This window comes from Eisenbergiella tayi (genome assembly GCF_001881565.1).
In the GTDB taxonomy this organism is placed as follows: Bacteria; Bacillota; Clostridia; order Lachnospirales; family Lachnospiraceae; genus Eisenbergiella; species Eisenbergiella tayi.
The window spans coordinates 484,228-510,641 of sequence record NZ_MPDJ01000002.1; the positions used below are offsets into that span (position 1 = coordinate 484,228).

Genomic DNA, 26,414 nt, shown 5'->3' on the forward strand with positions numbered 1-26,414 from the left:
ATGCCTTTATAATAAAACAAATGGGTAAAAAAAACTTTTGAATATTAGACTTCTTATTTTTGAAAATCAGACCTGCTGTGGAAGAATAAGTTCCACCTGTGCCCCTTCCGTGGGAAGATTCGTAAAATGATATCCGTAGGCAGACCCATACAATAATTTCATGCGGGACAATACATTATGTATCCCGATATGCTCACCGCGTGCATCCGCCGATACTGTTCCGGATATATTGAGTTCTTCCAGCATTGTTTCCGGGAATCCCGGACCGCTGTCACTAATCCGAAGCGTGAGTACATTGTCCCTGTATTCTGCCTCCAGATGTATTCTCAAGGTATCTTCCCTGGACAAAGCATACTTGACCGCATTTTCCACAAATGTCTGCAAAAGAAGCGGCGGCACGGAAATCTGCATGATCTCTTCTGTAAACCCTTCCTCTTCCATCTTTATTTCATAGGGAAACCGGATCCTCTGAATCTCCAGATAATTATGAGTAAATTCCAGCTCCTGCAAAAGCGGTACCAGTGGTTTTTCTACAGACAGAACGTACCGCACATGTTTGATCAGCTCCAATGTTATAGTTCGAATCTGAGCCACATTTCCGGAAGCTGCAAGAGAATAGATAACATTGAGCATATTAAGGAAAAAATGAGGATTTTTCTGAATCTGCAGATATTTCAGAAAGGTTTCCTGCTCTTCCAGCCTTTTCTCATAGTTCTCAATCTTCATATCGTGAATTTGGCCTGTCATTTCATTAAAAGTGCCCGAAAGCTCCCGTACCTCCTGACAGCCTACAAGTTTTGTTATATGAGTATCCAGATTTCCTTCGGAAAAGGTTTTCATCTGTCGGTTTAATTCGGAAAGCGGTGCGAAAAGAACTCTCTGCAGTGTCAGAAGCAGATAAACCAAAAACAAACCGCTTAAAACAGCCAGAACAATAAGTCCTGTCCACCATATCATCCAGTTTCCCCGCAGCTGCTGCCTGGGTACCAGCGTCACAATAGCTGCCGGAAAACCGTCGATTTTTTCGGTCAGCTGCAGATAACGTCTTCCCTCCTCCCAATATGAGGAACTCTCCAGTCCGAAGGTGCGCTCCTTATCTCCCGTTAATTCATATCCATCCCTATCGGTCAGACCGGATTCCTCAAACCCGGCCACTCCTTCTAAATCAATAATCCGGTTCCATATCCCGTCCAGAGACACATATACTCCCAGATACTGTCCCTGGTGGTAATAGATATAGAAGGCAGTCCATTTATTGTCAATATTTTCAATTGTCCACTCTCCTATCGCCCGTTCCTGCTCCTCTCCTATACAAAGTGTTTTCATGCGCGTGCGTATTTCCATCCGCCTGGTCACATAAGTCATGGAATAAGCGGAAATATCATTCCATTGCTTATTGATGAGAATATCTCTTGATGGCTCATAGAAAAATATACCGCTGAAATCAGGAAAATACTGGCCATAGGAATCCATCTGCCGAGCCACCTGCCGCAGGTTGTCCGCATAGCTGAGAGAAGTGTTGCGGAGCATGCCAAACTTGTCATCGGAAACCAATGTTACAGTCAGAAAATTTTCAATCTGCCTAAGCCTGCTCTCCAACTTGGAGGAACCAAAATCCAGCACTCCCTGCATAGATTCCCTGCTTTGCCGATCCAATGCAAACATAGTAACTGTACTTACCGTAATAAACATGATCCATAGAACCAGCAAAATAGCTCCAATTGCAAACCATATGTCGCGCAAACGCCATCTTCTCCGAATTCCTCCCCTGGCTTTTCTCATTGCGAATGCTCCTTTCTCCAGGCCGCTGGTGTCAGTCCCGTACGATTTTTGAAAAAAGTGGTAAAGGAAGAAAAATTTACATACCCCACCATCTCTCCTATTTCCCCAACAAAGAAATTAGTCTGTTCCAACAGTTCACACGCCATCTGTACTTTTGCATCAGCAATATATTCCTTCAGAGAAACTCCCGTTTCTTTTTTAAAAATCCGATTCAGATAATCCGGATGCAGTCCCACGTATGCCGCTACCTCCTCACGGCAAAGCTCCTGCTGCATATTCATGGAAATATACAATTTAACCCTCTGTATAATGGATTCCGGCATCGTTTCATGGCGCTCCTCCTTAATACAGGCAAACATCCTCTCATAATATTCCAACAGCCCCGGAACAGTTCTGGTATAAGCCGGATTTTCCTTGAAAAGCTGAACCTGGATTTTCCGAAACCTCTCTTTCGCATCTGCCTCCAGCTTCCGTTCAAATTCCTGATCCATTCTGCGTATGGCGGCATCAAGAGAAGCCGTATTACACTGTTCCGGGGCAAGTGCCAGAAAATAATCCTTCATCTTCTGCAGCAGTTCCGTATATTTCCCGGCAGTAAACAGGCCGGAAAAACAGCTCTTCATAACGTTTGGCAGTTCAAACGGCATGAAATGAGTATGCCGTACCTGGGAAGCAGTATAAATCCCGGGACTTACCGCAAACTGAGCATCCGCCTGCCGCAGCAGTTCACATTCCTTCTCCCATCCAGTCAAAAACTGTATCTGTCCAAAATAACAGGAAAGTGCACAATGATAATTTTCTTCCATCCAGTCAGACACCTGCAGAAGCGGTTGAAAAGGATCCTTTGAAGGATTTTCCGGAAAAAACAGCCAAAGCCTTTCATCATACTTATTGACCAACGCATACCTTTCTCCGCGAAGTACCTCCCGGAGCACATTTTCCAAAATAAATGACATTAGGGAAGGATTTATGTCCCGAATTTTATAGGAATGGTGCTTTACTGTTACATATACAGGAAGGAAGCGAAGCTGTTCCTTTACCTCATACTCTTCACAGACACGCCTGAGCTTCTCACCACAGCTGATATGATGAGCCATTAGTGTTTCCCAAAAGGCATCCATATTCCGTATCTTCTGTTCCTGCGTTTTCCGTTCTTTTTCTCTTTTTCTATATTCCACTACTTTTTCTTCTGCATCAAGGATCGCTTTCTTGAGTTCCTCCTCTTCAGCCGGTTTCAACAAATAATTACTGCACCCAAGCTGCAGGGCCCGCTGGGCATACTGAAACTCCGAATGACAGGTCAGAAGGAGCGTTACAACAGGGGCGGGAACTTCTTCCTGCATCCATTCGATCAATTCTATTCCGGTGCCCATAGGCATTTCAATATCGCAAAGCAGAATATCAATCTGTTCCTCCTCCAGAATTTTTTTTGCCTGTTTGATTGACCAGGCAGTCCGGATCTCTGTGATTCCCCAGTCTGCCCATGGAAAGGAGCCGGGCATGCTGTTAATGATAATTTTGTCATCATCTACCAGTAATAATTTCATTCATTCTTCCCCTGTCCGCAGCAATTCTTTTTCCTGCTGTAAAAAAACTGATTGTGTTCTATACTCTGTATATCCTTCGAAACTCACTCTCTGTAATAAATGGTCTTAAATAATCAAAGGCACGTCACTTACGGTTTTTTCGTTTTGTTTCTTGATCATATCATATTTTAGTAAGAAAAACCACTTTTCGTAAGAATATCCGTTCGAAATTAGACATTATGTATATAACACCGCTTTTAAAAGGGAAAAATGAGAAATATCGAAATAGAGAAACAGACAGGGCCGCCACTCATCAAGTGACGGCCCTGTCTGCTATTTATATAACCGGTTCAGCATTCTGGAATGTAAGTGATTCAAAAATAATTTTCCCATCCCGAATCCGCTGTGTCAGTATGCCGCATTGCTTTTTCGCCCTGTGCTGGAAACCGATACAGCTCAATTCCGCAACCGCTTCTTTTACTGTAATCTTTGCGGCAGGATCGGTAAACGCATCTATTTTCTCACCGGCTCTTTGAATCAATCCCCCGCAGTAACGGCGGATATCCTCTTTTCCTTCCAGCGGACGCTCACACAGATTCGTAAGGATGATCGCATCATCGGCATAACCGGCAATCAGCGCTTCTGCATTATGCTCTTTCAAATTGGCAAAATGCCTGTCCGTTACCGCCATCGCCTCTGCATTGCTTGGGAACGGATGCGCTTTCACGCCCAGGGACGGCATATTGACCGCTGTTTTGGCAAAGCCGCTCACATAAACCGCTTTTCCGTTTTCCACCATGTATGTGAAAGAAGCGAAGGAAGAAAAAGGCGGCATGGAGGCAACTAGGGCGATATAATTTTCTGTACTTTGGCGGTACAGGAAATTCAGCTTCTCAACAGCATTTTCAATATCCATTCCCAATTTAATTGCAAAGGAAAGAGAAGTACGCATAACACTGGTAAGGGTATCGTGCCCCATGGTACGGGTTCGCCCGTCCAAACGGGTAATTGCAACCAATTCCTCGGAATAGTCTGACAATGCTTCATCCAGATTCGAATCCTTTTTCATACTCATCATGGAATTAATATGATGTGTCATCAGTTCTTCAGCTGTTCTTGTCATTTTTTATCTCTCCTTAACTTTTGTCTGAATTTGGCCTTTGCGTGTATTATTACACTCGTGTATAATAACTATAAATCACGCTTCTTTTATAAGCAATGACCAGATTCAGGAATCCATGTAGTAATACACATTTTTCAAAATATGTGTATTAAAGAGGGAGTTAACCGTAATATGACAGACCGTAGAATTGTTAAATCAGAAAAAGCGATCCAATCAGCCTTTTTGGCTATGCTGCTTGACGTCGGTTTCGATGCCATTACCGTGAAGAATCTGACAGAAAAAGCCGATATCAGCCGGAAGACCTTTTATCTGCATTATCTGGATAAATATGATCTTCTGAACGGGATTGTGGATGAAATGATTAGGGATCTTACTGACCTTTGCGAAAAGAAGAAGAATATGGGGTTTGTGGATGGCACTGTCCTTTGGTTTTACTATTTTGAAGAGCATAAACCATTCTTTACAGCCTTGTTTTCTACGGAAAGTACCATCTCCTTCCGGCACCGCCTGCTGGATTTTATTATGGAGCAGCTGAATAATAAGCTGGAAGGGGTCTCGGAACACAGGGATACCGAAGTCCTGTGTAAATTTATGGCAATGGCCGTACTTGGGGTTATTGAATCCTATGTACTGGATCAATTTCATGTTGGGATTGAAGAAATAGCGATGCAGGTAGGGGAATTGCTGGAGCAGATTATTATACAGGCGAAGGGTGAATAAGCTGGTTTCATTCTTCCAGCGGATTTTCCAAGGCTATTCTGCGCATAACCTCAATAAACTTTTCCGGTTCTTCCATATTCGGAGAATGAGCCGAATCCTCAAATAAAATAAACTCCTTTTTTGGTGCCTCACAGGCCTCTGCATATTTTTCTGCCAGAACTTGAGAAACCATATAATCATGAGCCCCCTGAGTTATATAGAAGGGAACTTCAAATTTTACGGATGATAGGAAAAGATCATCTTCCAGTAAACCGGGGAACAAATGTATCATCGAAAAATCAGCGCCAAGGAACCAGTTTATTTTTTCGGTAACAGTATATCCCTTGAACACAAAGAGTGATTTAAGTATATCCCAGGAAGTAACCCCCTGATGTAAATGTCCGATTCCGTATTTATTGAGAATAGCTGTCCTGCCTTTTACGAGATAATCGAGCTGCGGAAAATCATCTGCATCCGGGTCATATTTTTCCAACTTTTCTATAACATCTTTGTCGTTCATTTGCTTTGCCCTGCTGAGAATATATTGATAGGCTAATCGCTCCGATTCCTTCTGATTGGATACCTGTCCGATACCAATATACGCAAGATAATTCTCCGGATATTTTTCTATGGTCTTAACACCCAGGTATGAGCCCCAGGAATGACCCAGAAGATATATTTTATTCTGACCAAAACGTGATTTGAGATATTCGGTAACTTCGCGGGTATCCTCGACCAGTTGATCTACCGTCATAGTTGTGGGATCCGTTGATTTATCATATGTCATTCCCGCCCCGCGCTGATCCCAATAGCAAACGGTAAAATATCTTTCAAGGCGTTCTTCTTTTTCCAGATAGGAAATGAATTGAAAAAGCGGCGTACCGGGTCCCCCATGCAGGTATAGGAGCACCGGATTTTGTATATCCTCCCCGCGGATAAACATTCCCTGCTTAATTCCGTTGATTTCGATCCATACTTTTTCGGAAACAGAACCTGGAATTATATTTCCCTGTGTATCCTTTAACGGCGTAAGCCTGCCCGGACTGTTAAGAAATGCCGCCACTATAAACATGGAAACAATAATAATAAATATAAATAATAAAATAAACATTTTTCTCCTTAATCGACTCATATCTGCCTGCCGCCCCTTTTATTTTTCCTGCTAATCCTCTCCTGTTGTTACTATTCTTTTTATCCGCAAATTTCCTTTATGCTTCCAGATATCCGAGCACAGCCTTTGCCAAAATCTGAAACATTACCTTAATTTCTTCCGAAATGTCGTCGCCTCCCATTACGCCGGTTGCCGTACTTTGCGCGATGCCGTCTATAAAACTGCTTACAAACATGATTAGGGACCGGACAGGAATTTGCGGGTGAAAAACACCTTTTTCCACATTGGCCATGGTATATTCCACAATTTTATTCTGTGCATATTCAAGGCTTTGTTTAAACTTCAGTTTAGGGAATACCGCCGCCCTTTTTTCTAAATCGTAGGCATAGTAAACAATTAATTCAAAACAGGTTCTCCCCCCGACGGATTTCAGCAGCTCTCCTATATACCTGCCTATTGCAATAATACATTCGGAAAGGATTTCTTTTACCTCCCGCTGCGAGTTCAGTAATGTGTCAATGTCCTGTTCCAATAAATCATAGGTTGTGTTTTTGTTGATATAATCAACATAGATGTCATCTAAACCGGCATAGTAATGATAAATGATTCCCTGGCTGAAACCGGCTTTTTTGATGATGTCACGCATGGTTATGGAATATAACGGCTTTTCCTTTAATATTTCACCGGTACATTCAAGGATGTAATTTTTTTTATCTGTAAGATATTCGTCTGTGACTTTCGGCATATGCAGTCCTCTTTTCAAAATTGACATAGTGTCAATTTATAGTTTAAAGGAAACGCACCTTATTGTCAACCATAAAAAATGATATAGTGTCAATTTTATTCATTAAAAAGCCGCTCCCCGTATCTGATTGCTCAGATGGGCAGCGGCTTTTTCCCGAAATATAACATTAATCTTTAGAAAATTATTGAATACGGAAAGCAATCGAATACAGCAGTCAGACCTTCAAACGGAGGCAAGGGCAGAACATCTTCCTCTGCTCCATCCATCTTTTGAACGCCCAACCGTGCCATGTACATCCATATCAGCGGCTCATTTTCCCCAGATTCTCATCCAGTATGGAAAGGACTCTGTCCATACACTCTGCAGCCTCTTTTATCTTAGCCGCGATCCTAACACGCCTGCTTTCATCCTGCAGATTCTGCAGTGTAACATTAAAGCCGCCGCCAAGGGCTTCTAAATCATTGCCGTTATCATTATTCCATATCTGTGCCGTTCTTTCATATAACCGGATAACCTCATCAAGAAAAGTCAGATCAGGATTCAGTTCCATAACTCTTCTGAAAAAAGCAGAGGAACAGCTGCCATTCGTAGCCATATTACAGATATTACTCACATGTACCGCCCAGCCATCGTCGAATTCTTCGGGCTTCATGCTGTCAAGCTTTCCGTTTTCAATGCCTTCCGCCCACGCCCGGAATGCCTCCGGGCCGAAGCAGTATTCCTCATTTTTAACAGTGAGCAGTTTTGGCATATCAAAAATAATATCTCTGTAAAGCTGTCTGAGGCTGACCTTCCTTTTCTTTTCGCCGATGAAAAACCATCCTTTTGCGGTACTCGGGCATTCCTCATTGGAATCAATGATCCGTTCAACCGGAATCCGTTCAGGTTCTGTCCTGTCTCCCGTCAGAAACAGCAATATTTTCCCATATTCTTCATATCCCACATATACTCCCATGGGAGGTCCGCCGTACGTGAAGGTTATGACAGGCACCCCCTTATCGATATATGCGATCAGCGTCTGAATATACATTTCCTTATTGGCAGCGAGCTGCTGTGCAGCAACAAAGGTTCCTGCATAGCCGCATTTTTCAAAAATTCTTTCGAAATAACTGCCGCCCTCACGAACAGCGCTGCAGGTGGACGCCCCTTCCCCCATATATACGCCGTAGGAATAAACCTGTGCCAGGACATCACCTGTAAGTCCCGCGAAAAAGCAATAACCGAAGTCCGGTTCCCCGGTATATTCTCCCACGCTTTCCATCACATACCTCGCACAGCCGTCGAACCAGTAATTTTCTCCATACTCACTGGTAATTAATCTGTGTATATCAGGTATCATATTGTTGCTTTGCTTCGTAATCATAATAAGTGCCCCCTCTTTTATTTTAGCCTTAGGCTGCTGCATAAGCTGTGATACACGGATGGATCGAAAATACTTTTTTATAGAACTATTTGAACCAATAATGACAGGAAGTGCCTTCTGACAGCTTAAATCCGCCGACATATAAGGGAAATTAACACCGCAGTACCTGATTTCATCATTAATGATCACCGCAAAATGCTTCAGTCCCACAATCCATGTCAGCCGGTTATAGACCCCCGGCCTGATTCCGCCGCGTTTGGGGTATCTGTGGTAATCGCCGAAAACCGGCTGATGGAAACAGATCGCCTCCTGGGATAATCTCTCATCGGGATTATTATCCATATTAATCCCAAACATATAATTCAAATCTTCACCATGATGGAAACGAATGCTCCCTTCATTCATCCCATGGCCGTATCCTCCGCTGTCTTCACCCACCCGAAATTCCATATCCACCCGAAAAGGAATCTTCACATCCATGCCGGTGGACAATACCCTTGTAGATATCCAGGAAATATATTCCGCCTCTCCCTGTTCCGTAACACGGTAAAAGGGGCTGTTAATCGGAATCAGCTTGTCCATGGGGATTTCTTCAGACCACAAGACAGGATTTGCTTTTTCGATCTCCTCCACGGTAACAGAACTGCACTCCAGTTCTTCCGGCCTTCCGAACAGTTCGGAGGAAGCCAGCCTTTTCTTTATGGGTATGAGCAGGGCAACGAGCTCCCTCTTTTCATCCGGCGAAATTAAATTTTCAAGCATCGCTTCCTGCCGCAAACCGCCGCCGTGAACATAATCGACTTCATAATATTTATTGTCATCAAAAAAGGATACCAGGGAACGGAGCCGCTCTCCTAAATCTTCATCAAGATAGACATTTACCGAAGCAAACAATCCGCCTTCGAATATGCAGTCCATATATTTGCTGTCATTTACAAAATCGTCATCCATTTTCAGAAGGTAAACGTCCCCCGCGGCCGTCTGATATTCGAACTGCTCATGGCTGCCAGGGCCGCCTGTCATAATGCGCCGTGACTGCACCCAATGCCAAAAGCCGTCCGGATCGGTCACCTGATTGTCTTCTTTCAGGTATGATGACAGGACACGCATGGAAGGCAGGAGCAAAATCGAAGGCTCCACGGGCTTTGCCAGATTTTCTGAGATCGCAGACAGTTCGTCGTAGGATACAGAGTTATTTTCCCGCGCATCCACCTGTTCCAGTTCCTGGTTGCAGAAGGCTTCATAAAGGAGCGGTAGGGCGGAGATGTTCCGGACTCCGTTTTTTAACATCGTTTTCAAAAAATCATCCGTTACCTGTCTGAGTTCCGTCAGCGCGGCTGCTTCTCTGTCTATCTCCTCTATGCGGCTGACAAACACCTGCACTACCACGCTCATATCATCGCTTTCATATATGCGCAGGATATCCTTTATGGGCACCATCATTTTCCGAAGGACGATGATCTGCTTCAGACGTTCAATATTGGCGGCGTCAAAATAGCGGTATTTCTCGCCGGGCAGGCGCACGCTCTGAATTAAACCGGCTTCTTCGTAGTACCGCAGGCTGCGTGAGGTGAGTCCGAGTTGTGGTGTGAGATCTGTGATCTTGACTAAATCCATAAGAATTCCCCCCTTCATCTCATGTAAGTATCATATCACTTGACGCTGCGTCAAAGTCAATAGAAAGGATAATATTCTTATTTACCAAATGACTCCTACTAAGCCGGAAGAAAAGGGCAATAATGGATTAGAGACTGACAGGCAAAATGCCATACATTATACCACTGAAATATGGTCTAATGTATGGCATCGTATTTTTTGATAAAGTATAATTTTCAGCACTTAATCTGCCTGGGATACCGATACGTATACCTTCTCAAGCTGCAGATTTCCAAACTTATTGATTCACTATTCTATTATATGGCAGGCTTTTTTCAGCGTTCCCATCAGTTCTGTCAGGTAGTCCTCAATTTCCATTGCATCCACATTCTGCTGTCTTCTGTAAGCTGCGATCTTTGCAGTGGGCGGATATGCCATAGGCACCAGTTCGCCCGCTTCCAGCAGATTAGCGGCGTATTCACAAACTTCCAGAAGATTTTCCACATCCTGGCTGTGATCTGAGCCCTGATTCTGCCTGGCCGCATGTAATGTCCTCTCAGCCAATATACTGACTCTTTTTACATAATCCTCCTGATTCACATCGGAACGGATGGCAGTTTCGCCTCTGTTGCGGAAAAAGCCGCCTATTGCTGCTACAATAGAAGGATCCCGGACGGTCCCATCCGGATAAACTACTCCGTGCACACGCGACCACATATCCTTGCCTATCATCAGTTCGAACAGATACCACCCTATCTGGTATTCATCATGCATCTCAATAGACATATCATAGGGGTTGGCTCTGGCAAGACAGCACATTTCATTGTCCAGTACGGGCTTTCCATATTTTTCCCCCATCTTTTTCGCATACTCCAGTGCGTCGCGCATACGTTTCCGGGTTGGAAAATAATCGTGGAACACGATAACATCAACAAGCTCAGCTGTCCGGCTGGGTTCTGTTTCGAAAATAAAAATATTGCCTATACCGATATCATGCTCCTGATCTTTACTTTTCACATACCTGCAGAAATGTCTGACAATCTCCCATGTTTTTTCCTGCCTGTAACGGAGAAGTTCCATATTGGGCCGCTCCTGATAATCCTGTACATAAGAAGGCTCTTCATCATACCATGTCACAAAATTATCGGTATATCCCGGCTCATTTGCAATGTCCCAAAACAAGAGACCTTCCTCATGGCCGATAGCTTCATACAGATCGTCAAAATACTTCTCGCCTATGTACCAGCAGGATGGATCCTCCAGCGTTTTATATATCGGCTTCAATCCGGCTTCCAGCATAAATCCACTCCATGGAAGTTCATCCTCACGGAACCGAAATCCCATAAAAATAATTGGATTTGTGGAAATACCATGTTTCCACGCTGTTTGTACAAAATCTTTCACATTAGCTAAAAATCTGTCCGGATTTTCCTTATAAAAATCATAACTGAGAAAAATCCTGGCACTGTTCAGATGAAGCCTCTCAGCATAGCCCATATCACGATCAACTATATCATGATGGTACTCCGCCCAGAAAACCCTGTCATTCACAGCATCCGGCTGTGTGTAATTAAATCCGCGCAGCTTCTGATAATCAACTGTTTTTTTCATGAATCCCCCTAACTATGCGCTTCAGCGCGCATCACTCATCACCCCTTTATTCCGCCGAGGGTGATTCCTTTTACAAAATTATTTTGTACAAAAGGATAAATTATGAGTACCGGAAGTACCCCCGCAATTGCCATAGCCATACGTACCGAAACCGTAGGCAGGTCAGCTGCTGTTAATTCTATAATAATTATCATAACAACATTTCTAATAAACTGAAAGCGTTTTTCGTCTTTTGATTTCATATTATAGTCCCTCCTTAAAATAATGCACTGTCCGGATCTATTTTTCGGACGATCAGATTAGCAGACATTACAAGGATAAATCCGATGATCGGCTGATTATTCCCTGCAGGAATTACTCCTAAAAAATATCGGATGGATGAAAAGAGAAAATAATGGGGGAGCACGAAACACTCCCTCATATATTGCTTTCCGAATTATTATCAGTTAAACTAAATATAATACTAAAAAATCCCGAATTCGGAGACAAAAGACAATCATGAAAAAGCACTTTAAGCTGGATATTACAAATAAACAATATCGCTCTGTCCTTCTTTTAAGCTACAGCACCATTACCATAATTGCTATCGCTATTGTCCTGACAGGACTCTTTTCCTGGTTCAATGTCTATACCCAAAGGGTTATATATAATCTCTCTATGACACAGCTTCAGAATCTGGATACGACCATCAGCAATAATCTGGACATGTGGCGGACACAGCTTCAAACGGCCTGGCAGGATGCGAATATCAAACAACACATCTATACCCAGTCAGATAGCTGGAAAACAGAAAACTGGATTGGCAGTTATCTGCAAAGGCTCTGTGTCAATAATGGGTTCGCTGAATATGTCTGCCTTTTCCGAAGTGAAGATGAATTCCGATATTACGGCTGGCGCTATCCTGAAGAAGCCGAAATACAGCAAATAGAGCAAAAGATCATGGAAACCCAAAATGATACACAGCAGTTCATTATCGAAACAAGCAATCGGAAAAACCTGTGTATTTTTCTTACAGACAGAAAAGCCATGGGTGTCAGCCCTCAGCGGGGCATCATTTATTCCCTGGATTTAGAGCAAATGGAGAAAAAGCTCATTTCACAGAAGATTGAAGATTCTATTTTGCTTGTATACACCTCCGATGGCCAGTCCATCATCAACGGAAAACTTTCTGATGAACGTGTTGAACAAATATGGAACCTGCTTCAAAATCAGGATATGTCATCTCCTGGTATGGAGATTGTCCTTGATGAATCCAAATATCTCTGTAACAGCCTTTATAACGACGTCACAGATATGCATTTTGTCATGCTTCAGGATTATCATATCATTCAGACCCGTATGACCGGAATGAAGAAGGCCGCTTTCATCAGTGTTGTGGCCAGTCTGTTCATAGCGCTGCTTCTTGCTGTTATCCTGGCAAATAAGCTGTACTATCCCCTTCAGGATTTCTTCTCCAAAATCGGATCCGGCCCTGAAATTCTGCCGGGAAATGAAGAATACAGCAGACAGCAGGCTGAAATCACCAGCGAAAGAATTATCAGTCAGATACATATGATGTCGCAGCAGTATCATTCCGATAAAATCCTATGGTTTCTGGGTGGAGAAGATACCGACACAGATATCCCTCCTGTGCTCCGGCTGCAGGATCGCGGTGAGCATTGCCTATTTCTTTTATATTGGACAAACCGACATTATTTAGATGAAAATTTTTCATCGGATATATACAGCATACTGGAACGCAATCATTCCGGCTGTAAGATCAGTGCCTTTGCAGACACCGGTTCTCCCTGGCTGCTGATTCTGCTTAAAGAACCGGTCAGAAGCGGTTCTCTCTCTGATTGGAATAAACTCCAGCCTCTCTTGGAAGACGAGTGCACACAAATGGCAAAGGTCCATGGAACACAGATCTTTTATGCTGTATCAGCACTCATTTCTGAAGAAAAAGACCTGCGTCCTAATTTTCAGGAGCTGCAGATGCTGTTGAAATATCATCTTCTCGGACAAAGCCGAAAAGGCATGACCTCTGAAATATTTGAAGACAGAAAAAAACTGGATATTCCTAAAAAAATATATGATGATTTCCTCGATCGAATTAAAAAAGGAAAAACGGAAGAAGCCATTGCGCAGCTTCCCCTGCTGTTGGACGAACTGTCTTCTTATAATATAAAGAAAGTACTTCTTTCCCTTTCTGAGCTGTGCGTCCAGATTGAGCAGTGTATTTTCAGCTGTGAACTAACCGGAAAACAGCGTCAGGAAAATTATCTGGATCACTATATCAAAATCACTTCCCTGTATGACAGAAGTGATCTGGAAAATTATCTGAGACACCTGACAGAAGAAATATGTTTTGAAAACAGTGTTTTCCAGGAAAAGACTCTGCGGATGAATATGCTGGATGCGGTTGAATACATTCAGGAACATTACAGAGATGAAGATATCTGTGTGGAGCAGGTAGCGGAACGTTTTCATATGTCGGTCTCTTATTTCAGCAAGTTGTTTAATGAATATGCAGGAATGACATTTCCGGAATTCATTACCGATCTCAGGCTTACCTATGCCAAAGAAATGCTGCGGGCCAATCCTGATATTAATATAAAAAAGGTGGCAGAGATCTGTGGTTTTTCCACTACTTCTTACTTTTCTTCACAGTTTAAAAAGAAATTCGGACTCTCTCCATCTGCCGTTCGGAACAGCTGATAATATGAAATTGAACGAAAAATATAAAATTGATACGCTTCTTTTTGGCTTTAGTACGCAAAGCTGAACGGATTGCGTATCTTTTTTATTTTCAAAAGCGATTGTACCGGCCTACAATACATGTATCAAACACATGGGAGGCGAACCAAAATGAGTAAACAAAAAACTCCATACAAAATGGCTGCCACTTCGAAAAGCAGCCCCGCCCTGCGGAAATTCAGGCAGGACATTCCTCTATATATATTGGCTCTACCCGGAGTCATAGCCCTGCTTCTGTTTTCCTATTTTCCAATGGCCGGAATTGTCCTGGTATTTAAGGACTACAATTTCAGGGGAGGTATATTTGGAAGTCCCTGGGCCGATCCGATCACTAAAAACTTCCGTTTCTTCTTTAATAATATTTCCACTGCAATGCGTTCCACCGGTCTTACAGTCATGTATAATCTTCTCTTTTTTATAATAGGAACCATATTTGCAGTAGCGATTGCTATCATGCTCAGTGAGATTAAAGGAAAATTCTTTATAAAGATTTCTCAAAGTCTTATGTTTTTACCCTATTTTATTTCCTGGATGGTTATGGGCGCAATCCTCTATGCAATGCTGAATGTGGATTCCGGTCTGGTAAACCAGATTTTAATTTCTATAGGAAAAGAACCCATTGATTTTTATGCGAAACCCAAAACCTGGATTGCAATCCTGACTATTGTAAACACCTGGCAGAGCTGCGGCTATACTTCCATTATTTATTATGGAGTACTCACCGGAATTGATTCCTCCCTATATGAAGCAGCAAAAGTGGACGGTGCAACCAAACTGCAATGTATCCGAAAAATTACAATACCCCTTTTAAGACCGACCATCATCATCCTTTTCCTGCTATCCATAGGAAATATGCTGAAAGGCAACCTGAACATGATTATTGGTCTTACCAACTTAAATCCGGTACTCTTTCCAACAACTGACTTAATCGATGTCTTTGTATACAGAAGCGGCGTAAGAAATGGAGAGATGGCATTTGCATCGGCAATTTCTTTATACCAGTCAATCTTCGGATTCCTTCTGGTTATTACCGCGAATAAAATTGCCGGTAAGTTTGACAAAGACTCAACTTTATTTTAGAAGGGAGAAATCCAATTAATATGAAAACAAAAAAATCAGGTTCAGATAATATCCTGTTAATCATTTTCTATATATTGCTGACACTTATTGCTGCCATATGTATTTTTCCCATTATTTTCGCAGTGATTGGTTCCTTCACGCCTGAAAGTGAAGTGGCTATTCATGGATTTACTCTTTTCCCAAAGGTGTTATCCACAGAAACCTATCAATATGTATTTCAATCGCAGGGCGGCAAGTTACTTAATGCTTATAAAAACAGTATAATTACCACGATTGGAGGTACAGCGCTTTCCGTATTCATAACAGTCTGTTATGCTTATGTTCTTTCCGTAAAAGGTTTTCGTTTTGGAAACAAACTCGCATTTTTCGCTTATTTTACAATGCTTTTTAACGGGGGAATGCTGGCCTGGTATCTCGTCTGTACTAAATATCTTGGCATGAAGGATAGTTACCTTGCGATGTTCCTTCCCTATGCCATGAATGTTTTTAATATGTATCTGATGCGGAACTTTTTCAATGGTCTTCCCTATGAACTGGTTGAAAGTGCAAAAATAGACGGGGCAGGACATTTTCGAATTCTTGCCCAGATTATACTTCCCCTGTCAAAAGCCGGAATTGTCACAATCACTCTGTTTTATGCACTTCAGTATTGGAATGATTTTTACCTGCCGCTGATGCTGATCAATGATGAAAAATATTATACCATTCAGTACATTCTTTATAAAATGATGTCAAATATCCAGTATCTGGCGGCAAATCCGTCAAGCAGTGTGGCTTCCCATATCATACTGCCTGCACAAACAATTAAAATGGCAATTACCTGTATTGCGATCGGCCCTATCATATTGATTTACCCCTTTATCCAAAAGCATTTCGTTAAGGGCGTAACTGTGGGCGCATTAAAAGGTTAATTTGGTGAAAACCAAGTAATAAATAAATAGGAGGAATTAAAGATATGAAGAGAAGGAATGTAACAGCTTTTATTGCGGCCGCAGCAATGACCGTATCCATGCTATTGTCCGGCTGTGGGGGCTCAGCCCCTGCTGCGGGGGAAGGAGACACCGGACAGCCGTCTGCCGAAAAGGAAGCGCCTACCCAGGCAACGCTGATTCTATATGGTGAGGCTTCTCCCAGAATGTCTGATTTTACCGAAAATGAATTTCATGACAAGGTCTTAGACGCGATTAATGTGGATATAACCGTACAGTATCTGCCCTGGTCGGAATATGCCGGGGGCAAAACGGAACTTATGCTCTCTTCCGGAGAAAAATTTGTCACCTATACAGATACCGCTTTCTTATCTAAATGTGTTTCCAAAGGCTATTATGCAGATATCACGGAAGCAGCCGAAGCCTATGCCCAGGATTTGAGAAAAAACTGCGGCGGTGACGAAATGTTTGATGTATGGAAGGTAGATGGAAAATTATATGCTCTTCCTTTCGGCAACAAACCGAATGCCGGTGAAAACTATGTTATTACTGCCAGACAGGATCTTTTGGAAGAGGTCGGCATGACAGAACTCAAAACCCTGGAGGACGTAGAACAATTTTATACTCTTGCCAAAGAAAAACATCCTGATATAATCGGTTTCGGACGCGGCGGCATACTTCCCCAGATGGTTAACGGAGTGATTGAATCCGATATGAATGTATTCCGCCTCAACAATTTCGTTTCCACGGACGGCAACAAGCTTGATGATCCCACTATATATAATTATTATGCATCGGAGGAATATAAACAGGCTGCTAATATTTTCAGAGATTGGTATCAAAAGGGTATGATTCCCAGCTATGTAATGTCCAATGGTTCCCAGATTGATGCAGAATTCATGGCCGGAAAAGCACTGTTCGCAACAGGCGCAAGCTATCGTGTATTTGAGTATGAAGATGCTGTTCGCAAAGCGGATCCCAATGCTAAATTTAAAAATTATTTTCTGGGTGATCAGTCCCGCAAGCCTTTAATGTCCAGAGGTACCTACTCTACCGCCTTTGCCGTAAGTGCAAATGTAGAAGGCCGTGAACTGGAAGGATATGTAAAACTGATTAACCTGCTTCAGAGCAGTCAGGAATGGGTTGACTTCATCCTTTATGGTGTGGAAGGCAAGGATTACAATATCAGTGAAGATGGACAGCTTGAAATGATCAATACAGACGCTTTATTTGAAACATGGCTTCCCGACAATATTAATTTTAAAAGATACCAGAGTTATATTACAGAAGACCAAATCAAAACGTATGAACAGTGGAATGACGGCTGTATCCCACAGAAAGATCTCGGATTTTCCTTCGACATGACACCTGTTCAGACAGAGTATGCGCAGATGCAAGCCGTCGAACAGGAATACTTCTATCCTATCACCAATGGATTGGTTGATTACGATGAAGCAATTGATGAAGCGCTCAAGAAACTGGATGAAGCCGGAATCGACAGATTTCTGGAGGAGTACCAGAAACAATATAACGATTTTTTTGCTGGCAAAAGTGAATAACCTTTTTTAATAAACAAATATAATGCTTTTTGAATGCGGCTGTGAAAAATAAAATCATTTTTCACAGCCGTATTATTTAAAACCAGTTTTTTATATCAGGATTATGATAGTGTACCTGTAATTCTGAAATATGATAAATCAGTACGTCATTCAGATAAAAAGGCTCTTTTTTATAAAATTCCCAGACTATTTTTTCATCTTCAGCCCTAACTACAGTCACAGAAGTACTCATATCGTTTTTTAATGATGAAAAAAGAACTTTCCCTTCCTTCATCAGGCCACCGGTGTATTCCTGGTGCTCCTTCATCATGTCTTCCGTCATCTTTTCCGGATGGGTGACAATTCCTTCTATTAAAAAATATTTCATATTTCTCTTCGTTCCTCCTTAAAATCCACTTAAATCACACACCGCACAATGCGTCTAAAGCCGCCGTGACAGTAACCGGAAGGCAAATCAGGAAAGCGCTTATTACGCGAACGTCAGCCAGTCCTCCCGATGGAACTGAAAATAATCAAATTCACATATTTTACCATTTTCATCAGGCACTGTACGGACACCGTTATTGGCGAATCCAAGCTTTTCTATCACACGGCGTGAAGCTATATTTTCAGGTTTTACAATCGCCACTAAAATATTCTGTCCGGTTTCTTCAAAAGCATAACGTACAGCAGCTTTGGCAGCCTCGGCTGCATAACCATTATTACGATATTCTTCAGCTATACCATAGCCAATTTCAACTTCCCGGTTCAGTTCCGGCTTACTATGGATGTATACACGTCCAATGCATTGGTCTGAATCTTTCAGCCAGATATAAAAATTAACGATAAGCCTGCCTTCTTCATTTTTAGCTTTTACCCAGCGAATCCAATTTCGTACATCTTCATCTGATGCAAATTCATCTTTTCCAAAAGCTCTCACTATCTCTGCATCCTCTTCCGTAATGGTGCGCAGAAACAGTCTCTCTGTATATAATTCCACAAAAACATTCTCCTATTCTTACTGTATTTTCAGCAGCTCATCCGCGATATCTTCTGTATTCCCGATAAGCCGTTTTACCTGTGGAAGCCATTCTTCATAGAAATACATTATCCTTCTGCTCTGTATACCACTTCTGCTGCAGTTCATACATCCGCTTATATTCACCTTCCACACGCAGCAATTCTTCATGACTGCCATCTTGTACGACTTTCCCATCCTTCAATACTATGATTCTATCCGCAATCTGTGCGGAAGCCAGCCTGTGTGTTACTATTATTGCAGTCTTTTTTTCACAAATCTTTGCAAAATCAAGATACAATCTTGTTATTTCCAATAAAGTTACTGCGTTTTGCTGTTAATGTATAGATATCTGAATTATCCAATGTAAAATAAGCTACTAATTTTTTTGCTTTATCTAATTGATATATCATATTACCATCTGAATCATACAGAACCATATCTAAATCACCATTTTTTATATTAGAACTAAATACAAATTTTATTTTATCACCTGTCTCCCCTGAAAACGAAATTTCAGAAGTTGAAGTTGACTGTTCTGTATAACTATGATTCAAATTTCCTAATATTTTAGGCCTGGTTAACAAATAAGCACTTATCATTACAATAACCACTGTGGTAATGCCTATTATTATGTTTTTCTTTTTCATGCTTATCCTTACCACCATATTCTGATTTTTCCCTCAGTCCAACCTCTCGCCGAACGGAAAAATGTTGCACTGTAGTTTGTCTTATACTCATTTATAGAATGCTACTGTATTATTGTGCTTAAACAGAATGGATGTCCTTCCGGATCAAACATAACAGTCGATGTGTCATAATATTGTATCTCACATTTTTTTGCCCCGCACCTTATCGCATGTTCTACTGCTTCCAAAAGATTTTCAACGTAAAAATCAATATGGGCCATTTGTTGTTGCTTACCTCTTTCCCATGGCCAAACAGGTTCGACATAATCTTCTATTTCTTGAAAAGCAAATAACCATCCCTGTGGAGAACGCAATGCTGCCCATCCTTCACCAGAAATTTCTTTTTCCCAACCAAGCAGTGCGGCATAAAAATCAGCCAACGCATCAGCATTTTTACAATCATAAGCAAAGCCACAAACTCCTTTTATCACAATTATTTTCCTCTCTCAATTTATATTCTATGTTATCAAGTTCCGATTTCTCGCTCATTCCAACTTCTCACTGAACTGGGAACTATCATATGTCAGTAATATCACCGGGGGCAATATTATTCCAATTACCATCGAGCATTTTCGTTAGTGCTTGATAGGTGATTTTTTTAGGAACAATTTTATTTCTAAAGGCACTTGTATCTGATTTAGCTGTAACGATTACAACCTGAGATTTCGGCAAAAAGGTTAATCTATGTATATCCGTACAAATTTCATTATTCAAATCATTCAAAATAGCTTTATCAAGTTGTAAACGAAAATCTTTATTGTGTTTGGCTGTCCATATAAAATCATAAGTCATAATCATAAAGTTTCCCTCACAATTCCACTTTTCCCCTTGCCTTATTGATATACCGGTAGTTGTTAATCCCAAACCACAATGCAGAACGGATGCCCAGCGGGATCAATCATAGTAATCCACTCCCCATCACCATACTGCATTTCCGCAAGTTTTGCACCCGATTTGATAGCTCTATCCACCCATTCCGCTAATTCCTTCTTATCCTTTACTCCAAAATCTAAATGGACCATCATTTGTTGTTTTTCTGATTCTGATGGCCAAACAGGAGCAACATAATCTTCTGCATATTGAACTGCAATTCCCATATCGCTTTCAGGAGACTGCAGTCTTATGAAATTTTCTTCTTTAAATACAATGGGCCATCCCAAAAAATCCGAATAAAAACTACTCAGTTGGTGAATATGGCTACACTCTAAGATTACGGTTTTCAATTTTAATCCCATTTGCTATTCCTCAAACTTCCGATTTATCGAAACTTTATATTGTCTTTTTCTTTAATAAATAAACTGCCAGCACACAAAAAATCAGATATACAAAAATAGAAATAACCGACGCTTCAATACCAAAATCTCCGCCGGTAATCAGAAACATCTTATTGTCCAAAACAAAGTTAAATATAGAATTGCTGTCTGCACTGTTCCCGATATGCAAAATTCCGCCAATAATCGCCATATTCCAAATTCCATGGACAATCGCATTGTTCCAGACAGAATGACTTACATAAGCGACGAGGGAAAACAATATTCCCACAATACTCCCCGCTATCAGTAATTGAATAATGCTTATAAAATCAAGATTGTTCCCGATTATATGCAACGCACCAAAAAGAACAGATGGAATAATAACCGCAGCTTTTATATGAAATCTTTTTTCCAAACACCCCATAATCACGCCCCGGAAAACCAATTCTTCAACTATCCCGGTTGCCAGGCCAAAGAATACTACAGCACTTGTAATTGTGGCCAAAGTCGTTTCTGTTTCAAAAGTATATATCTCCCAGTGTCCGCCGGTTAATATAGAAATCAGCAACACCAATGCAGGCATAAGGACAGCGGCTATCAGCCAGACACCATTTACTTTAAATCGCGGTATTCTCATTTCAGACATATCCACTTTTAAAATTTTTTTGCAAAGCTGTATTATTCCTGCTAAAGCCAGCGCCACATATAAAACTCCTGCAATAACATTACAAATTGCACCGGGCACTCCTAAATTCAGTAGAAATTCACTGATAACAAATGCTAAGGTCTGTGCAATTGCCAGAATTGCAATAGAAAGTATAATACCTAAAACTGCTTTTGCTGTTGATAATCCCTCAGCCGGCTTCTTTATTTCTTTCATAATCGTTTCCTTTCAGCCTTTCACTCACTTTTTGATTTTAATATCTAATGTTAAACATTATCGTTACAAGAACTCTAAATAAGAGTAAAATTATATACTCCTCAAATTTCATTTTCTACCCTGTATTAAAATGAGTATAGCATATAGGAATTAACAAAACTATCGTTTTTAAGATAATTTATGTTATCGTTTTTATCACAGATTATTGTTATCTCTCCTATAATGAGAAAAATAGGATGGCTTCCTGAAGGTATCACCCCCTCCTTCCATCAATTCATAAAAAAGACCGATCTCCGTTAAAGAGATCGATCCATAATTTTTCATATATCTATACCTCATCATTACCTTCAGACACTCCAAAATAGGCTATCCTATAAAGTTAATGTACCAGATTGTCATCCACCAACTGCTGCATCAGCTCGCAATAGCTGTCCAAACTCAATTCTCCGGTTACATATTTCTGAAAAAGTTCTCCCTGCATAGCGATGAATGCCATAGGATTTGCCGGCATAGGCCGTGCCAGCAGCTTCACATTCTTCATATATTCCCGCATGTCCGCATAACCGGTAACCTGAAGATCCTCCTCCCAAATCAAATCTTCTCTTGCCGGCATCCGGTTCATTTTTTCAGCATACAGGCTGCTTCCTTTACGGCTGATCGCATAACTTATAAAACGCTTTGCGGCTTCTTTATTCTGTGAAGCTTTATTTAATGCATACTGCCATGTGGCAATAAATGTGGTGTTACTCCCAAGATCCGGAAGAGGCGCCAGATGAATGTTATCCTGCCCGTACACATCTGCATCCACATACATATTCAGGGCAGAACCATACATGAATACCATTCCGTACCTGCCATCAATAAACTTCTGGTTCATCTGCTCATATTGATCAACAAGATTATTTTCGGACGTGTATCCTTCTTCAACCATGTCTTTCAGAAATATGACAGCGGCCTGTGTCTGCGGATTATGCCAGTCATAAAAATCCCCGCCGAAAAGATTAATAAATTCTCCTATTTCATTGTGAGCGTAAGTCTTTTCCCAGGATCCTCCATACGCCAAACGTTCCTTTCCCCAATCGTAAGACAGAAATTCCATAAAATTCTCTTTTGTACTAATATCATTTATACCCGCTTCCCCTAACCATTCCTGATTGACCCATAAGCACAGTACATCCATCATATAGGGAGCCGAATATATCTGTTCATCTGCCATCACGACCTGTTTTAAATAATCCTGCGGAAATGCGGCCGCTACCTGCCGGTTCATGACATCTTCCTGTAATGGTTCCAGATATCCTGCATATTTAAACTCGCTGATCATCTCATCATTAATGCTGAAAACATCCACAGAAGCATCCCCGGCAGCTAATAGAGAGGATACCTTCGCTTGTCTGGAATCCGCATTAAGCGGATATTCCAGTACAGTTATCTGCATATTCAAATCTTTTTGTGCCTGGCTGATATACTCCGCGAATTCCTTTTTCCCTGCGTCCACATGCATAATCGTAATGTGATCCATATCAGAGATTTGTACTTCTTCCTTATTATTTTCTTCCGCACAGCCGGTAAAAATCAAACTGAAAATGCACATTACCGCTAAAAAAAATGTCCGTCCCTGAAATTTCCGCATTCCGCCCCACCTCTTTTCTGAAGTACGTCTGTCCCTCTCTTACCTCGGCCATCTGTCTTCTTTTTTAAGCAATGGTGCAAACGGGATATGTGGTTCACATTGATACCAGTAAGCTACAGAAGCCAAATCATCCTGTCTCTCAAAGTTTCCTTTGTGGCAGGTCCCAATCTGCTGAATGGTTATGCGCAGATCTTCTTCGAAAAGCACCGGATCCATAATATGCCAGCGGTAAAAGCCACGCTGCGGCAATATATCATCATTATGATATAAATTATGTATCCCTTCATCATGATGCGAATAGTAAGGATACCCCATAAACGGCGTATTATAAGTATTTTCCACTGTCCTGCCGTCTATCTGTCCGGCAAAGCTCCAGGCTCCTCCGAAATAGTCTTCCGTTCCCGTACCGCATATCGTCGGATAGTCATGATCCCCATCCAGATAAAATTTGATTTCTCCTTCTCCCCACCAGTAACGTTCCAGCGCGGTAAGCGCCAGATAAGTCCCCACATAATGGCCTTTTCCCTTTACATTGTCCAGAATCACATAATCTTTCTGCTTTTCCGTCATGCGTTCTCTTCTCCATTGAGCATGAAAATACGTGATATCCTCCGGCATTTCCTCCGTCAGACAATAATCCACTTGATAGAAAAAGGCAGGGACTTCGCATTCATGCTGGTTTTCAATGGTTATCTTCGCCTTTTTCTTAAAGGGCATGGGAAAATAGCAGTTCATTCCTCTGGTGGGATTCACTGCAACAGGCAATGAGTTTACAATACACCCTCTGCCGAATCCGCAACAGAAAAAATCACCCAATGGTGTTTCCACGGAAGGTTCCTGCTCCTCGTCCCAATACATCCGAAGTACCAGATCGCGGAGTACATAATAATCCTTATCCGTATGATCGGTGACCGTTATCCAAATATGTTGGATCACACCGGTTCCTTCTATTTCTGCCAATGTAGTCACACTGCCGGGGAGCAGTCCTTTGATGCAGGGTGCTCCTTTCCTGGAAGGGCCGAGTACGCTTTCAGCCATTCCTCCTTTTCCTTTTTCCCCATAGGGATTTTCGGCATTAACCGCCCTGCTTTTTCCATGCTTCGCCAGAGGAAGCCCGGCAAGTCCGCCCATAAATGTCTGATACATTATATTCTCCTTCTCTTACTTTTTATCTGTCCCAACGTTCTTCTACAGCAGGCAATACGGGGAAAGTCTCATGCGGCTCCTGCTGGTACCAGCATGCCATTGAAGAAATCTCCTCCGGCAGCGGGCGATAACCTTTTTTTCTCCACCATCCAAGCGTATCCACCGTCACTCTGATATCTTTCAGGAAACCAATATAATCCGATAAATGCCATCTGTATAATCCAAATTTACGGATACTTCTGCCATCTGCCGTAAGTGCCAGCGGCATCCCCAGACAAGGGGTACAAAAGCTGACTTCTTCATCCGCACAGGCGGTTCCGTTCAATTTGGAAAAACCAAAAGATCCGCCGAAATAATCCTCGCAGCCATTATCCGCTATGCTGGGGAAATCGTCGCCGTCAAGATAAAATTTAACTTCTCCTTCTCCCCACCATCCGGAACTCGCCGCATTCCATGCCAGATATGTACCCACGTATTTGCCCATGCCCTTCACACCATCCAGTATTGTATAAACAGGCTTTTCCCGTGTGGTCATACTTCTTCTGTACTGTGCATGAAAATAAAGAGGTTTTTTGTCCCATTCTTCTTTATGATAGAGAATTCTATAGGCAATACAGCCGATTTTTTCCTGTCCTTCATGGGTTAACGTAATTCTGGCCCTCTTTGCAAAAGGCATCTCCCAGTAACAGTTCATGGCACATCGCGGCAAAAATGCTATCGGTGCAGAATTTACCAATACATGATTATCATCAAATCCATTAGCAAAAAACATTCCCAGGGGCATTTCTACCGATGCTGCTGTCTCATCATCCCAGAAGATACGCAAAACCAATTCCGACAGCCATTTATGATCCGTCGTAAAAAACATTTCCCTGATACATCCCGTTCCTGCTATATCCGCCAGAACTTTTGTTTCACCTGGCTGGAGCGATATAAAAGGATGTACCTTTAATCCACATCCCCCATCCAGAGGTTCTTCCTCTGTCATCCGGCAGCCGCCGCCTTTTTTCCCGTCCGGGTTTTCTCCCGATATCTGGCGCGTTTCCCGTACAGGTGAAAATGCCAGCCCTGCTCCCATTAATAATTCATTCCTCATGATTTTACACCTCCAGCCATGATACCGTCCATGATCTGCTTTTCAAAAACAGCAACAAAAACAATGATCGGAAGCAGTATAATCCATCCCATGGCACTGACCAGATCCCAGGGTACCCCATACATATTATCGCGTAAGGGCAGCTGTACAATAGCAACACTTAACACCTGAATTCCGTTTGAATAATATAACGGCGTAAAAAAGTTATTCAGACAGGTGATGAAATTGATAATACATACGGTAGCTATTGCCGGTTTCATCAATGGCAATACAATTAAGAAAAGTCTCTGGGAAAAATTAGCACCGTCAATTGAGGCCGCTTCTTCCAGTGAAACAGGAATTTCACCCACGAAATTCCGCAGGATCAGCACTGTAAATGGGATGATGGAGCTGATATACAGAATAATTAGTCCCTGATATGTATCAAACAGCTTCACCTTCTGCATGAACTCATACAAAGGTCTTGCCGTAATTACTTCCGGTATCAGCATAGTTGCAATGATGAAAGCAAAGCCAATGCTGACAGCCCGGGAGCGGAATCTGGCAAATCCGTAAGCCCCCATGACGCAGATGACTGTCCCGATAGTCAAGGTTGCTCCAATGATGATGATTGTACTTCCGATTTTGGAAAGCAGCCCTACGTTATCAATTAAGAAACGGTAGCTGTCCAATGTGGGGTGATCCGGAAGATAATCAATCGGCATTTTAAACAGCTCTGCAGGAGGCGTAATTGAAGATATAAAAATCCAATAAACCGGAAACAGGATAATGAATGCTACAACCGCACTTATAACCCATCTTCCTGCCGCTACCATTCCTCTGTATATTCTATACTTCCACTCTGATTTTGCATTCATCTT

Annotated in this window: 25 protein-coding genes; 5 read left to right on the forward strand and 20 right to left on the reverse strand. The window is 41.9% G+C overall.

Translation table 11 applies throughout. The features are described from left to right. Positions 1-66 precede the first annotated feature (66 nt). From BLA28_RS10615 to BLA28_RS10625, 3 genes are all read right to left on the reverse strand, one after another. Positions 67-1,782, reverse strand: a complete 1,716-nt coding sequence (locus BLA28_RS10615) for a sensor histidine kinase (RefSeq protein ID WP_081365601.1) — start codon at positions 1,780-1,782, stop codon at positions 67-69. After that, on the reverse strand, positions 1,779-3,329 hold the full coding sequence (locus BLA28_RS10620) for a response regulator transcription factor (protein ID WP_044966889.1): 1,551 nt from the start codon (positions 3,327-3,329) through the stop codon (positions 1,779-1,781). Before BLA28_RS10620 ends, BLA28_RS10615 begins: the two co-directional genes overlap by 4 nt. Before the next feature lie 316 nt (positions 3,330-3,645). Further along, a complete protein-coding gene (locus BLA28_RS10625; protein ID WP_071699099.1) occupies positions 3,646-4,431 on the reverse strand; it encodes a nuclear transport factor 2 family protein in 786 nt (261 codons plus the stop codon). A 171-nt stretch (positions 4,432-4,602) separates the two neighbouring features. Here BLA28_RS10625 and BLA28_RS10630 point away from each other — a divergent pair, with 171 nt between their 5' ends. After that, a complete protein-coding gene (locus BLA28_RS10630; RefSeq protein WP_071699100.1) occupies positions 4,603-5,151 on the forward strand; it encodes a TetR/AcrR family transcriptional regulator C-terminal domain-containing protein in 549 nt (182 codons plus the stop codon). 7 nt (positions 5,152-5,158) lie between these two features. On the opposite strand, the gene BLA28_RS10635 is transcribed toward BLA28_RS10630, so the two are convergent. The 5 genes from BLA28_RS10635 to BLA28_RS10655 all read right to left on the reverse strand — a co-directional run bounded on the left by BLA28_RS10635 (position 5,159) and on the right by BLA28_RS10655 (position 11,798). Next, positions 5,159-6,262: an alpha/beta fold hydrolase gene (locus BLA28_RS10635; protein WP_143131491.1), complete on the reverse strand. Its 1,104-nt coding sequence runs from the start codon at positions 6,260-6,262 to the stop codon at positions 5,159-5,161. Positions 6,263-6,338: 76 nt separating this feature from the next. Further along, a complete protein-coding gene (locus BLA28_RS10640; RefSeq protein ID WP_071699101.1) occupies positions 6,339-6,986 on the reverse strand; it encodes a TetR/AcrR family transcriptional regulator in 648 nt (215 codons plus the stop codon). A 301-nt stretch (positions 6,987-7,287) separates the two neighbouring features. Next, positions 7,288-9,966: a MerR family transcriptional regulator gene (locus BLA28_RS10645; protein ID WP_071699102.1), complete on the reverse strand. Its 2,679-nt coding sequence runs from the start codon at positions 9,964-9,966 to the stop codon at positions 7,288-7,290. A gap of 288 nt (positions 9,967-10,254) precedes the next feature. Then, positions 10,255-11,556, reverse strand: a complete 1,302-nt coding sequence (locus BLA28_RS10650) for a glycoside hydrolase 5 family protein (RefSeq protein WP_071699103.1) — start codon at positions 11,554-11,556, stop codon at positions 10,255-10,257. A gap of 38 nt (positions 11,557-11,594) precedes the next feature. After that, positions 11,595-11,798, reverse strand: coding sequence for a hypothetical protein (locus BLA28_RS10655; RefSeq protein WP_071699104.1), 204 nt, complete (start codon positions 11,796-11,798; stop codon positions 11,595-11,597). A gap of 256 nt (positions 11,799-12,054) precedes the next feature. Between BLA28_RS10655 and BLA28_RS10660 the strand changes: the two genes are divergently transcribed. From BLA28_RS10660 to BLA28_RS10675, 4 genes are all read left to right on the forward strand, one after another. Then, a complete protein-coding gene (locus BLA28_RS10660; protein ID WP_071699105.1) occupies positions 12,055-14,253 on the forward strand; it encodes a helix-turn-helix transcriptional regulator in 2,199 nt (732 codons plus the stop codon). Positions 14,254-14,403: 150 nt separating this feature from the next. Continuing rightward, the gene (locus tag BLA28_RS10665) at positions 14,404-15,372 is read left to right on the forward strand and encodes an ABC transporter permease (RefSeq protein WP_169897232.1); all 969 of its coding nucleotides are present in this window, start codon (positions 14,404-14,406) and stop codon (positions 15,370-15,372) included. Positions 15,373-15,392: 20 nt separating this feature from the next. Then, positions 15,393-16,283 (forward strand): carbohydrate ABC transporter permease, encoded by an 891-nt coding sequence (locus BLA28_RS10670; RefSeq protein WP_044966865.1) that lies wholly within the window; start codon positions 15,393-15,395, stop codon positions 16,281-16,283. A 44-nt stretch (positions 16,284-16,327) separates the two neighbouring features. Next, a complete protein-coding gene (locus BLA28_RS10675; protein WP_071699106.1) occupies positions 16,328-17,860 on the forward strand; it encodes an extracellular solute-binding protein in 1,533 nt (510 codons plus the stop codon). Between the two features lie 76 nt (positions 17,861-17,936). On the opposite strand, the gene BLA28_RS10680 is transcribed toward BLA28_RS10675, so the two are convergent. The 12 genes from BLA28_RS10680 to BLA28_RS10735 all read right to left on the reverse strand — a co-directional run bounded on the left by BLA28_RS10680 (position 17,937) and on the right by BLA28_RS10735 (position 26,411). Continuing rightward, positions 17,937-18,227, reverse strand: a complete 291-nt coding sequence (locus tag BLA28_RS10680; RefSeq protein WP_044966862.1) for a YciI family protein — start codon at positions 18,225-18,227, stop codon at positions 17,937-17,939. A 102-nt stretch (positions 18,228-18,329) separates the two neighbouring features. Further along, a complete protein-coding gene (locus BLA28_RS10685; protein WP_071699107.1) occupies positions 18,330-18,839 on the reverse strand; it encodes a GNAT family N-acetyltransferase in 510 nt (169 codons plus the stop codon). Between the two features lie 94 nt (positions 18,840-18,933). After that, a complete protein-coding gene (locus BLA28_RS10690; RefSeq protein ID WP_071699108.1) occupies positions 18,934-19,158 on the reverse strand; it encodes a hypothetical protein in 225 nt (74 codons plus the stop codon). Next, positions 19,148-19,507 (reverse strand): hypothetical protein, encoded by a 360-nt coding sequence (locus tag BLA28_RS10695; RefSeq protein ID WP_071699199.1) that lies wholly within the window; start codon positions 19,505-19,507, stop codon positions 19,148-19,150. The genes BLA28_RS10690 and BLA28_RS10695 overlap by 11 nt, the downstream gene beginning before the upstream one ends. A 101-nt stretch (positions 19,508-19,608) precedes the next feature. After that, entirely contained in the window at positions 19,609-19,977 is a 369-nt protein-coding gene (locus tag BLA28_RS10700; protein WP_071699109.1) for a VOC family protein, read from the reverse strand. Between the two features lie 85 nt (positions 19,978-20,062). Then, positions 20,063-20,344 carry a hypothetical protein gene (locus tag BLA28_RS10705; RefSeq protein ID WP_071699110.1) on the reverse strand — a complete coding sequence of 94 codons (282 nt, stop codon included), beginning with the start codon at positions 20,342-20,344 and terminating at the stop codon, positions 20,063-20,065. A gap of 56 nt (positions 20,345-20,400) precedes the next feature. After that, the gene (locus tag BLA28_RS10710; protein ID WP_071699111.1) at positions 20,401-20,781 is read right to left on the reverse strand and encodes a VOC family protein; all 381 of its coding nucleotides are present in this window, start codon (positions 20,779-20,781) and stop codon (positions 20,401-20,403) included. Between the two features lie 34 nt (positions 20,782-20,815). Then, a complete protein-coding gene (locus BLA28_RS10715) occupies positions 20,816-21,679 on the reverse strand; it encodes a CPBP family intramembrane glutamic endopeptidase (protein ID WP_071699112.1) in 864 nt (287 codons plus the stop codon). A 379-nt stretch (positions 21,680-22,058) separates the two neighbouring features. Further along, positions 22,059-23,312, reverse strand: a complete 1,254-nt coding sequence (locus BLA28_RS10720; RefSeq protein WP_081365605.1) for an ABC transporter substrate-binding protein — start codon at positions 23,310-23,312, stop codon at positions 22,059-22,061. A 39-nt stretch (positions 23,313-23,351) separates the two neighbouring features. Beyond that, positions 23,352-24,458 (reverse strand): glycoside hydrolase family 172 protein, encoded by a 1,107-nt coding sequence (locus tag BLA28_RS10725; protein WP_071699113.1) that lies wholly within the window; start codon positions 24,456-24,458, stop codon positions 23,352-23,354. A gap of 22 nt (positions 24,459-24,480) precedes the next feature. Continuing rightward, a complete protein-coding gene (locus BLA28_RS10730; RefSeq protein ID WP_071699114.1) occupies positions 24,481-25,554 on the reverse strand; it encodes a glycoside hydrolase family 172 protein in 1,074 nt (357 codons plus the stop codon). Continuing rightward, entirely contained in the window at positions 25,551-26,411 is an 861-nt protein-coding gene (locus tag BLA28_RS10735; protein ID WP_069428603.1) for a carbohydrate ABC transporter permease, read from the reverse strand. The genes BLA28_RS10730 and BLA28_RS10735 overlap by 4 nt, the downstream gene beginning before the upstream one ends. Between the last annotated feature and the right edge of the window lie 3 nt (positions 26,412-26,414).